The organism is Faecalispora jeddahensis, from assembly GCF_000577335.1.
Taxonomy (GTDB): Bacteria; Bacillota; Clostridia; order Oscillospirales; family Acutalibacteraceae; genus Faecalispora; species Faecalispora jeddahensis.
In genome coordinates, this window is record NZ_CBYL010000025.1 from 43723 (window position 1) to 55753 (window position 12031).

The 12031-nt window shown below is 49.3% G+C and carries 10 protein-coding genes; 2 read left to right on the plus strand and 8 right to left on the minus strand.

Annotation, left to right across the window (positions count from 1 at the left end; all coding sequences use genetic code 11):
- Nucleotides 1-27: 27 nt before the first annotated feature.
- The 5 genes from TY09_RS10750 to TY09_RS10770 form a co-directional block, all read right to left on the minus strand.
- A complete protein-coding gene (locus TY09_RS10750) occupies nucleotides 28-567 on the minus strand; it encodes a DJ-1 family glyoxalase III (RefSeq protein WP_042434126.1) in 540 nt (179 codons plus the stop codon).
- A gap of 82 nt (nucleotides 568-649) precedes the next feature.
- Entirely contained in the window at nucleotides 650-1567 is a 918-nt protein-coding gene (locus tag TY09_RS10755; RefSeq protein ID WP_042434129.1) for a LysR family transcriptional regulator, read from the minus strand.
- 296 nt (nucleotides 1568-1863) lie between these two features.
- On the minus strand, nucleotides 1864-3330 hold the full coding sequence (locus tag TY09_RS10760) for an Nramp family divalent metal transporter (RefSeq protein ID WP_042434132.1): 1467 nt from the start codon (nucleotides 3328-3330) through the stop codon (nucleotides 1864-1866).
- Between the two features lie 306 nt (nucleotides 3331-3636).
- Nucleotides 3637-4548, minus strand: coding sequence for a shikimate dehydrogenase family protein (locus TY09_RS10765; protein WP_042434137.1), 912 nt, complete (start codon nucleotides 4546-4548; stop codon nucleotides 3637-3639).
- Nucleotides 4549-4596: 48 nt separating this feature from the next.
- Nucleotides 4597-5403, minus strand: coding sequence for a sugar phosphate isomerase/epimerase family protein (locus TY09_RS10770; RefSeq protein ID WP_042434139.1), 807 nt, complete (start codon nucleotides 5401-5403; stop codon nucleotides 4597-4599).
- Between the two features lie 481 nt (nucleotides 5404-5884).
- Here TY09_RS10770 and TY09_RS10775 point away from each other — a divergent pair, with 481 nt between their 5' ends.
- Together TY09_RS10775 and aroD are read left to right on the plus strand one after the other, a co-directional pair.
- Nucleotides 5885-6811 (plus strand): hydroxymethylglutaryl-CoA lyase, encoded by a 927-nt coding sequence (locus TY09_RS10775; protein ID WP_411918529.1) that lies wholly within the window; start codon nucleotides 5885-5887, stop codon nucleotides 6809-6811.
- Between the two features lie 339 nt (nucleotides 6812-7150).
- Nucleotides 7151-7912 carry a type I 3-dehydroquinate dehydratase gene (gene aroD, locus TY09_RS10780; protein WP_042434141.1) on the plus strand — a complete coding sequence of 254 codons (762 nt, stop codon included), beginning with the start codon at nucleotides 7151-7153 and terminating at the stop codon, nucleotides 7910-7912.
- Nucleotides 7913-8018: 106 nt separating this feature from the next.
- On the opposite strand, the gene TY09_RS10785 is transcribed toward aroD, so the two are convergent.
- The 3 genes from TY09_RS10785 to TY09_RS10795 form a co-directional block, all read right to left on the minus strand.
- Nucleotides 8019-9203 carry a vWA domain-containing protein gene (locus TY09_RS10785; protein ID WP_042434144.1) on the minus strand — a complete coding sequence of 395 codons (1185 nt, stop codon included), beginning with the start codon at nucleotides 9201-9203 and terminating at the stop codon, nucleotides 8019-8021.
- 4 nt (nucleotides 9204-9207) lie between these two features.
- The gene (locus TY09_RS10790; protein WP_042434147.1) at nucleotides 9208-10017 is read right to left on the minus strand and encodes an AAA family ATPase; all 810 of its coding nucleotides are present in this window, start codon (nucleotides 10015-10017) and stop codon (nucleotides 9208-9210) included.
- Between the two features lie 350 nt (nucleotides 10018-10367).
- A complete protein-coding gene (locus TY09_RS10795) occupies nucleotides 10368-11804 on the minus strand; it encodes an aldehyde dehydrogenase family protein (RefSeq protein ID WP_009066619.1) in 1437 nt (478 codons plus the stop codon).
- Nucleotides 11805-12031 lie beyond the last annotated feature (227 nt).

The window sequence follows — 12031 nt, forward strand, 5'->3', positions numbered from 1 at the left end:
GCCGGCGGCTTCCAGCTTTTTGCATTTTCACCGGCACTGCACAGCGCTTCTCACTTTTTGCGCAGTTTCTCTTTCCGCCAGCAAATCTACCAGCTGCAGCGCAAAATCGACGGAAGCCATCGGCCCTTTTCCGGTGATAATGCGGCCATCCACAGTGACAAGATCACCGGTATATTCCGCTCCGATGATTTCGCTTTGAAAACCATCGCTGACTGTGGCGCGCTTTCCCTGAAGCAGCCCCATATGGCCGAGAATGGACGGGGCAGCGCAGATCGCCGCCACATATCTGCCGCTTTCATAGCAGCCCTTCACCGTGTTTTTTACGGTTTTGGACTGTTCCAGGTTCAGCGCACCCGGAAGGCCGCCCGGCAGAACCGCCATTTCCAGATCTTCCAGGGTAACCTCATGCTCCTCAATATCTGCAATGACTGAGATCTGATGCGAACCCATAATCTGTCTGCCGCCGACTCCCACGGTCTGAACCGGCACATTGGCGCGCCGAAGCAAATCCACTGTTGTCAACGCTTCCATTTCTTCAAACCCATTTGCCAAAAAAACATAAGTCATTGCTGTAACGTCCCCCTTTACTCTTTTCTCTAACCGATAACATCGGCTTTTGCAGCAGCGCAGCTGCACATGCAGACCACAGTCAAATAATGCTTGGGCCGTTGTGCGCCAGAAACTGGTCAAACATCTTTCCGCTGCGGATCAGAAAATCGCGAAAGTATTCCGCGGCAGGCGGGATGTACCGATTCTTATTCCACATCAGATAGATATCCCGCTGAAACATTTTGTTTGAAATAGGAAGAATCTTCGTGTTGTACGGCGCTCCGCCCAATGGATAAGGGATGATCGCCACCCCTCGCTGCGCCGCCACCAGACCATATACAATCACGTCCTGAGGTGTTTCCATCACAATATTGGGACTGATGCCGAGCTCCTGAAAAATTTCTTTATTTTGGTGGTGCAGCTGTGACATTTCATCAAAGTCGATGAAATTTTGATGATCCAGCTCTTTCAAATCCACGTTCTTTTGCCGGGCCAACCGGTGTCCCTGCGGAACCAGCAGGACTAACTGGTGCGTTCCCAAATGAAAGCATTCCACCTGTGGATTTTCGATCTTGGTGGACAAAAGTAAGTCTACCTTTCCGGTTAAAAGCTTTTCCTGCAGATTGTAAAAACTCTCCTGCCCGAGCTGAAAATGTACATTCATCCGGTTGGTTTCGGACACGTAACGTACGATAATATCAGGCACAAACTGAGCCAAAGAGGGAAAGCTGGCAATCGTCACCGTGCCGGAATTGGGATTGATATAATCTTTGAGAGTAGAAATACCGCTTTCCAGCGTTTCAATCGTCTTCTGCACATAAGGCAGAAACAGCTCACCATATTTTGTCAGCTTGATGCTGCGCCCTTTTCGTAAAAAGAGCTTTACGTTCAGCTCTCCCTCCAGTTCCTGAATCGCATGGCTTAAATTGGATTGACTGACGTAAAGCTTTTCCGCCGCCCGAGTATAGTGCTCTAATTCTGCTATGGTTCTAAAATAATACAACTGCCTCAGGTTCATAACGCACCTCCTTCCGGTTTTTTGAGTGAACCGCAGCGTTGTTTTCTTTTCTATTATCGGGCACGGCGTCGAAACTGTCCATATTCTTTAGGATAGAGATTGGAACCCGGAACTGAATATCACTCCTCCCCAAAGCGTTCGGAGCCGGATTCCTATATACTAAGTGCCGAATCGATTGAGATTCGGAGCATGCAAAAAACAAAGGCCGGGCTGGTGCTGGCAGAAGGAGCACAGCCCGGCTGCACGTTGTCTGTCATATTGATGCCGACAACATTCCCCTGAACCTGAATTGTGTGTCAGATGATCTTAAACAGCTGTAAAAATGCGATAACGCCCAGTAAAACCATGATAATGCTGCTCACAAGCGTGAGGGTAAACCAAGCGGGCTTTAAGCGATACTCCTTCGGCAGGCTTTTCTTCTCGGTCCAAAGCAGCAAAAGGCCTACGAGACCGATTCCAAAAACGCTGCCGATGACAGTTGCGACCTGGAGAACGAAAGTATAAGTAATATTTGTCCACGCCAGCAGGATACCGCCGAAAATGCAGAATACCGCGACCCATAAACGAGTTTTAAATTTATTTTCCGGCTTTTGAATGGCAGGGAATGCCGGAGAAAAGCATGCACGGAATGTTGCGGGATAAACCTGTGTGCTGAGCGCTACGATTCCGCCGAAGAAAGCGCAGAAAATAGCAATCTTATACAGCAGCACCAGACCGGGAGAAATCACCGAGAAGAAGTGAGCCTGATTCTGAATGATCTGGTCGTTGGAAGGAACGACCTGCAATCCGTTTGTCCCGAGAATGACGTTGCCAAGAATCATAAAAATCGAGCCGACCAGCCAGACCGCGGTGAAGGATGCAACATTATCGATTTTTACAGCTTTCAGCCATCCCTTGGCATTCGAAACTGTATTCTCGTCCTCCGGCAGCGGAATATTTTCTTTACTGGACAGGCGTTTCAGAGACGCCTGAATGTCGGCAATATGTTCATTTCCATACATGCCCCAATTCTTTTCGCTCATCGTGCCCATGTATCCGAGGTAATCCTGGCATCCTCCGCCAAGGATACCGACGGCACTGACGATTTCAAGCAGAATCGGCCCGGAAAGCACTTCAGGATTTTTTGTCTGTACCCATTCAGGGTACTGAGCCGGAATTGTGGGAATAAAGCCGCTCAGCAGGGCCAGCCAGTCCGGATTCGATACGAAAATTGCGAGCAATGCAAAAATGACCAGAATGAGGACGATGCCGGTAGATACTTTCTCCATCTTTTCGTAGGAGAAAAAGACAAACAAAAATCCAACTATGGCCCAGATCGTTCCGCATAGCACAGTGTAGGCCGTGTCGATTCCAAAGGTCCAGCAGGTCCACTGACCCAGTACCTTAATGAAACCGCAGATGGACGACGGAATGGCAATGGCCGCCACGATGCCCAGGAAGATTGCCACCCAGTTTTTAGAGCCCGGAATGATCTGACCCCAACGGGTAGCAGGATGCTCTCCGGTTAACGTTGCGAACTTGGAACCAGCGTAGACCACGCTGCCTTTCATAATTGCGCACAGCAAAAATGTCCAGAGAAGAGAAAAGCCAAACAGCGAACCTTCACGGCTGGCAAAGAAAATCTCTCCGTTGCCGATCGAGGCAGACGCCACAATAATTCCCGGCCCGAGGTAACGTAAAAGATCTTTAAATTTGCCGGCTTTCAATTTGGGATCGGGTTCGGGCATTGTCATTGCAACAGATTTCGTTGCTGAATCTGTCATTGAAAACACTCCTTTTCATATTAATCGTACTGTAATTTAGGCAAATGAAAGTTGAAAACCCGCCAGCCCCGCTAGTGCAATCGTTCTACCGCAAAACAAGATACCCCCTGAAAAAGATGAGTTTCCATGGCGAACGCATACCAGTTTTACTGGCGCAACAACAATCAAAGCTTCTACCGCTATGGCAAAGAGTTTGAGAACTATTGAGACCATCTTTGCCGGGACCCCGCAAGCTGGATTTCCGGTAACCAAAGGGCGTTGGCGCTTTCTGTACGGAAAGAAGAGGCAAGTACCGGTGCAGAAGCCCTACCTGCTGCAGACACGGACCGCGCTGCAGGATTCATGGAAATCAGAAACTGCCTTCTGCTCTTCTACAATCTGCATCAGCTCCCGGCGCATGGCTTCTACCGGAGCTTTTTGCCCGCTCCAGAGCTCGATCTGCGCCACACCCTGATACAGAGACATTCCTAATCCGTTCAGAACACGGCAGCCTTTTTCCTCCGCGTCCAGCAAAAACTGAGTTTTTTCGGGATTGTAGCATGCGTCAAAGTAGAACTGGCTGGGCTGTATGTATTCCTTTGGCAGAGGACTGCGGCCAATGCTGTCCCCCATTCCCACCCCGCTGGCATTCATGACAACGTCGCAGGCGGACAGCTTTGAGAAATCCCCGTGGTGAACAAATTCTGCCACCGGAGCAAAGTTTGCATTGATGTCCGCAACCAGAGCTTTCGCGCAGGGCTCAAACACATCTGTAATATAAATCTTTCTGGCGCCGTGATAGGCCAAAACAAAGCACATCGCTCGCCCTGCTCCGCCGCCGCCGAAGCAGAAAAACACGCATTGATCTACCTTGATCCCGCCCTCCTGCGTCAGAGAGGTATAAAAGCCGATTCCGTCGGTGTTATAGCCGACAAGCTTACCTTCGGGGGTTTTTACCACGGTGTTGCTGGCTCCCATCTTCTGGCACAGCGGGTCCAACTCATCCAGATAGCGCAGCACCCGAACCTTGTTGGGCTTCGTGACTGCAAAACCTGCAAAATTCATATACCGCAGTCCGTTTACGATGTCTCCCAAATGGTCCTTATCCGCTTCTGTGTAGAAATAAACCATATTTAATCCGGCGGCCTGGTACCCGGTGTTCTGCATCTGTGCAGCAAAGGACTGTTTGAGCGGCGTACCGATCAGGGTAACCATCTTTGTGTTGATATCAATCATCATCCTGTAACCTCATTTCTGTCGTAAAAATGGAATAAGTACTGCGGCCTGCTACATCCTTACATCTGCAAACAACGCTTTCGCTGTTTCAAGGCAGCGTGCGGCATGCCCCACCGGCCCCAGCTCCGAAATACGCTTGGTATTCGGAAGCTCGATCGAGCACGGATTCGGCGGCAGGGCTTTCAGCAGGCCCTTTAAATCTGCATCCCCCTCTCCGCAGTAGGCCCGGCCCTCCCGCACTACCTGAACAATTTGCGAAACATCCACATTTTTGGGGCTGTCGCACAGATGAATCAGCCCAAACCGTTCCGGGTTCAATGCTTGTATTTCTTGCGGCGTAACCTTTGACCAGTGAACATAAATCATATCCATCAGGATTTTCAGATTGGGAGCCTTCACCTGATCCTGTACCGCGATTGCGTCCTGCAAAGTGGTCAAATCGGATAGAATCGCGAATTCCAGATTGACAGTCAGCCCATATTGCGCCGCCTGTTCACAAATCGTGCCATAGCGATCCACCGCGAAAGAACGATCCTTTGTCCAGACACTGGAAAGCACCTGAGTTGCCCCAAGCTCGGCTCCCTTTTCAAACGCCCCTCGATAATCGGACGGCAGATCCTCACGGATCCGAACCAGCTCGATATCCAGCAGCTTCATCTGGCAGTCCTGCAGCGTCTGGCGGATCGTGTGAAATAATTGCGGATTATTTTCCAGGCAGACCTGCGGCTCGTCACAAAGCCCCATGGGAATCGTTCGCAGACTGACATAGTCATATCCGGCATCCCTCGCAATCTTGATCTGCTCTACAGGATCAATGCCAGGAATCGTAAGATAGGCCAGTGAGAATTGCGTAGCCATTACTATGAACCTCCTTCATCAACGGTTGGTAATATATCTAATTTTTCTTGAATCCGTAATAAATTTTATATTTAAATCCCTTAGAAAGTCTAATGTTCAATTTCTATCTAACGATTAGTATTTTTCATAGTTCAACCCACTTGATTTATTTTGTTTATATCAATTTCACCTGATTACAATTGATATAATTGTGATAATCAACTAAAAACGTAAGATGAAAACCTGCTGCTTCTCCCTATTTCGTTTTACTTCGAGCTGGTACAAGCCTTTTCATTCCAATTGTGCTTTCAAACGATTAATCGCTTCTATCATTCGATATAAAACATGTATTGGATTCTTGCGTCCGTCTTCGTTTAAGATATAGGAAAAGACACCGTTCCACGTAGCATCCGAAAAACCGGTAAAGAAAAAATCATTCCCTTGGGGTTTTTAAGACTGTTACAAAAGCGATGTAAAATACAACAAAAGGGGGCAGTTGTCCATGATGAATTTACCTTCCTCGATTACCCTGTGTGAGGTTGGATTACGGGACGGTCTGCAAAACGAAAAGACGCTTCTTTCTACTGAAGATAAGCTGGAACTGCTGCGCGGCTTAATTGACGCCGGTTTCACCGTGATTGAGCTCGGTTCCTTCATGCACCCGAAAGCGGTGCCGCAAATGGCAGATACAGACGAGCTGTACAGGAGAATCGGTGATGTGCCCGGTGTAGAGCTGCGGGCGTTGATCCCCAATCTCAGGGGTGTTCAGCGGGCGGCCGCGTGCGGCTGTAAAAAGGTAAAGCTAAATGTATCTGCAAGCCGACAGCACAATCTGAAAAACCTGAATATGCTGCCGGAAGAAAGTGTGGCGGGCTTTGCCTCTTGCGTAGAGGCGGCAAGGGAAAACGGGATCGCAATTTCCGGCTCCATTTCCATGCCCTTTGCCTCCCCGTGGGAGGGCCGCATTCCTTTATCGGACGTAGATGCGATTATTGAGGCTTATCTTGCAGTAGGAATTACGGAAATTTCTTTGTCCGATGCCTCTGGTATGGCGATTCCAAATCAGGTTTACGACATGTGCGCCCATGCGCGGGAAGCATATCCCCAGGTGAGCTGGTGGCTTCATTTTCACAATACCCGCGGGCTGGCTATGGCCAACATTCTGGCTTCTATGGAAGCCGGTATGACCCGGTTCGACAGCTCCTTTGGCGGGCTGGGCGGCTGCCCCTTTGTCCCGGGCGCCGCAGGGAATATTTCTACGGAAGACGTCATCCATATGTGCGATGAATCCGGTATTGCGACGGGAATCGATCTTGTGAAGGTGATGTCTCTTTCCCGCAGGCTGCAGCAGCTGCTCGGACATGATACGGACAGTTATGTACTGCGCGCCGGGCGTTCCCGTGACCTGATTGAATCTCAGTCCGATTAAGCCCACAAAAGCTATTTGTTCCCCGCAGTTTTAACAAGAATGGCGTAGCTGTTGCTACGCCATTCTTGTTTTTTCTCTTTGACTTGATCATCAGCGCCATTTAACTCCCCTCCTCCCACATAGCAGGCTGTTGTGTTCCCCTTTTCGGCGGAGCGCTTTCGCTAAAGTACTCATATCATGAATAAACTTTAGGACGGCATTGACAAATGAACAAAATGAAAGTAAAATATGATGTATCGATTTAAAGCGATAAATCGTCTGAAGTATTGAAGAAAGCTCTGTTCCCATAATCATGTGCTTTTGCTGAGCAGCTTCGCGGGGCAGGAAGAGGTGGAATTGATGAGTACAGTTACTGTAAAGAACGTGACGATCGGGGATGGAATCCCTAAAATTTGTGTTCCCATTGTGGCCAATACAAAAGAGGAAATCCTCGCGGATGCATTGGATATCGTGAACAGCCGGGTAGATATTGTTGAGTGGCGCGTAGACTGGTTTGAAAGTGCACTGGACATAGAAAAGGTGAAGGATGTTCTCGAGCAGCTGTCTTCTGTTCTAAATCAAATTCCCCTGCTGTTTACTCTGCGCACTGCAAGAGAAGGCGGCAAAATTGACCTGAGTTCGGAAGCTTATCTGGAAATCAATCAGGCAGCTGTGGCGACAGGCCGGGTGGACTTGATCGACGTAGAGGTATTGGATAAGGAAACAATTGCAACAAAAATGATAGAAAGCGCTCACGCAGCCGGTGTGAAAGTGGTTGGGTCGAACCATCAGTTTGACAGGACGCCTTCACAGGAAGAAATGGTTGATCGACTGAGAAAGATACAGGAGCTGGGAGCCGATATCTGTAAAATCGCAGTTATGCCTCAAAATGAAACGGATGTTATCAGATTATTGGAAGCCACATCCATCATGCGCCAGAAATACGCAGAAAAACCGCTTGTTACAATGTCCATGGCAAAACTGGGGGTAGTCAGCCGTATTACGGGTGAGATATTCGGATCCGCGCTGACCTTCGGAACGGTGAAAAAAGCATCTGCACCCGGGCAGATTGAGTCGGAAACACTCTATCAGATTCTGCAGGATATCCACAAGGTCCTTTAAAGGAGCAAAAACACAGATTATGAGATTGATGAAACGATAAATAAAAACTCACGGTCCCGTTCTGTGAGGAATCGAAAAGGCCGGCACTTTAAAGTGCGGCCTTTTTTTAACGCGCCAAAAGCTTTTTCATCCCCTCTTCCAAGCCGTCAAGGGTGAGCGGAAACATGGGGAAAAGTTTCGCGATCATATCGTAGCTTTGGCTCCAATATTCTCCCCAATCCGGCCGCTCACCGGGATTGAACCAAACAGCGTACCGGTACCGATCCCGAAACAAATAAAGCCACTCCAGCCCGCTGGACGGCTTTCCTTCCTGGCTGCCATGATATTTGCCCTTTAGTTCATAAGGAGCCATTTGCGCATCCCCCGCAAAAATCGTTTTATAGTCGCCGGAAAGATTCGACAGCAGCCATTCCGTGGGAACTGATTTTCTCGGATCGATCGTAGGGTCGGTATACAGCTTTGTATAAATGCAGTTATGGAAATAGTAAGTTTTCAAATCATGAAAATGTGTTTTGCTTACGGCCTGAAACAACGCAGAAATCAACTGGGTGTAGTAGTCCATGGAGCCGCCGGAATCGATCAGCAGTAAAACCTTTATTGTATTCTGCCGCGGTCTTCGGTATTTTACGGTAAGCCGTCCCGCATTTTTCGCAGTATGTTGAATTGTGTCATCCACGTCAAACTCGGTAGCAGGGAGGTTTGCTGTGCCGGAGTATTGCAGCAGACGTTTTAAGGCCAGCTGAAACTGACGGAGATCCAACGTGCTGTCTTCCCGGAAATCGCGGAAACGGCGCTCGCCCGCCACCCGGATCGCCCTGCGGTATCCTTTGTCTCCCCCCATCCGGATTCCCCTGGGCGACAGTCCCGTGTTCCCGAAAACAGACATTCCGTGCGTGCCAATCCAGTAGCTTCCGCGGTTGTGCTGTTCCCTCTGCTCACTCCTGCGCTCCCGAAGCATCGTTTCCAGCTCTGCATCAGACAAAGATTCATTCCATTCCGCCTGCTGCTCATCATACAGACCCATGGGGATATCCTTGCAGCCCAACCAATCCAACAGCTCCTGAGAGACCTCCTGTTCCAAAGGAACCTTCTGAAAATACGCAAGAAAAATCCGGTCAAAAAGGTCGAATTCCGCTTCGCTCTTTACCAGAAGCGCCCGGCACAGGTGGTAGAAGCCGGTAAAGCTGGAGCCATGCAGACCTTTGTTCAGGGCCTCTATCAAAGACATCCATTCTGTCAGGGACACATTCAGGCCGCTGCGCCGCAAAAGAAACAAAAATTCTTCAAACATAGGCTCACCGCCAATTCAGGCGCAGAGCGTCTATATCCTCGTTTTTCTTCAGCAGCACCCCAAGATAGGGCACTTCTTTCACGATCCTCTCAGGGTTCACACCGCCGTGGATCAGGGCCTGAATCCAGTCGATCGCCTCGCTGGTAGAAGGCTTCTTTTTGATCTGAGGAAGAGAACGGATGCGGTAAAACGCTTCCAACACCTGAGACAGCAGTTTATCATTTAAATCCGGGAAATGAACCCGGATAATTTCGGCCAGCAGCTCTTTATCCGGGAATTCGATATAGTGAAACACACAGCGGCGCAGGAAAGCGTCCGGCAGCTCCTTTTCCGCATTGGACGTGATGATGACCACCGGGCGGTGCTTTGCCGTAACGGTTCGGCCTGTTTCGGGAATATGGAATTCCATCCGGTCCAGCTCCCATAACAGATCATTCGGAAATTCCAAATCCGCCTTATCGATTTCGTCGATCAGAAGAACCACCTGCCTTTTCGCAGTAAAAGCCTCACCCAGTTTGCCCAATTTTACATATTTTTCGATGTTGTCAACGCCTTCGCTGCCAAACTGGCTGTCGTAAAGGCGCTGGACGACATCATAAACATACAGCCCCTCCTGAGCTTTGGTAGTGGATTTGATGTTCCAGAGGATCAGCTTCTTACGCAAAGCGTCGGAGACTGCCTCGGCCAGTTTTGTCTTGCCGGTACCCGGCTCGCCCTTGATCAGCAAAGGCTTTTCCAGCGCCACAGCAATGTTTACCGCCTGCATCAGCTCCTCTGACGCAACATAAAACCGGCTTCCTTTCCATTCGTTCATTTTCTGTTCCTCTCCAGTGGATTCCGTTCCACTTCGTAATACAGTCTAGTAATAAAAAGAAAGAATTTTTGTTTGATCTGAATTGACAAAAATGCCACCAGGAAGGATTTCAGATCCTTCTGTGGCGGCATTGTGCACCAAAGCATTGTCAAAGCAATTGATTAGGGCAATGGTAATAAAGGGCGAAAAGCCCGGCGAAAGCGGCAGGCAGAATGCCGCTCCGCCGAATTTTTCAGTAAAAGGAGAGAGTTTACCGTTTCAAAATGATCTCACCGTTTTTTACGACGGTTTCAACCAGGTAAATAGCAATATCATTCGATTAGAATGCAAAAACCGGTAACTAAAAATATTTATTCCTCATCCATGCCTTCTTTGAAGTAATCGCCGAACAGTTCCTGATTAGAGGGCATATCCTCAGGCAGCGGGCGAGCCACCCAGGTCGTGTTCATGTAGTGTTTGAGAGTAATGTTCTCTGAAACGATGTTGCCGCCCCAGGTACCGCAGCCCATGGAGGACGTAGGGGGCATTCCATTGGTAGAAGAGCCGGAATTTCCGCGGTTATTCGGCTGGCGGACCATAATGCGGGAAACAGGCGCAGCCATGCCCAGACGGTGAATGTGCTCATCGTTCCAGGAATAAATGCCGCATGAGTGGCCCTTGCCCCCAACCTCAAAAACAGCGCGCATCATGTCCAGAGCATTTTCGAACTCACCCTCATACTTGAACAGCGTCAGCAGAGTGGTCAGCTTCTCGCTGGAGAAGAAATGCTCCTTACCAACGCCTTCCTTCCCGCCGCCGGTAACAGCAATCAATTTGCGGTCTGCGGGAATTTCAAAGCCAGCGATCTCCGCCAGCTTCTGCGGGCTGATCGCAACGGTATTCGGCAGGCGATGACCGATTTCGTCCCACATCACATTCTTCAGCTTTTCGGCCTCTTCCTCATTGGCCAGATAGGCGCCCTCCGCCACAAGTGCCTGCACAAAGCCGTCATAGACGGACTCATGAATCAGCAGGTTGCCGTCGCAGGAGCAGCCGGAGCCAAAGTCGGACGTTTTGGAGATTCGGGTGTTCATCGCGGCTTCTCTTTGCCGCTCCGGCGTATTGGCGGTATCATCGATAATAACGGTAGCGTTGCCGGCGCCGGAACCAAATGCGGGAACACCGGAGGAATAAGCGGATTTCACCATGGGCCGGCCGCCGGTGGCGATAACAAGGTCGCAGCGCTTCATCAGCTCCTGAGTCAAAGAGATACTGGGCTCCTGAATGCCCTGAATAATATCTGCGGGAGCACCCTCACGAACCAAAGCTTCCCGGATGATATTGATGCATTTATTGGTAACATTTTTCGCGCGGGGATGAGGGGAGCAGATCAATACGTCTCTGGCCTTGATTGCATAAACAATCTGACCGGCAGGAGTCAAACAAGGATTGGTGGTAGGCACCAGAGTGGCGATGACGCCCACTGGTTTGGCATACTTGACCAGTCCCTTTTCGGGAATTTCTTCAATGATGCCGACACTTTTATTGCGCAGGCAATCACGAAGAATCAGCTTGATTTTGTTGCGCTTATTGCGCTTGGTTACTTTGTCGCCCAGGCCGGTTTCATCTACTGCTTCATCGCAGATGGGGGCCCAAACCTTCATATCGCACACAGCGGCGGCCACAGCCTGACATAGACGATCCACCCGCTCCTGATCATAAGTTGCAATGATGTCTGCGGCCGCCCGGGCACGCGCCACCATTTCATCCAGCATCTGAATTTGCTCTGCAGAAACTTCTTTCGCCATAATTACAATCTCCTCACTAAACAGTTATTTTTTTGGGGGGGTAAAGCTGTTTTATGATTTTATTGTAGGTTGCTTTGGGGCTTCTGTCCAATACCAGGTTTCTTTCTTAATTATAGAAACTGTCTATTAAAACTGCCAAATTCGCCTGATAATTACAAAACAAGTACAACATAAAATATTATTGATTGGCCTCTGAGAATCATTCCATGTTATAATAACCTCACGGC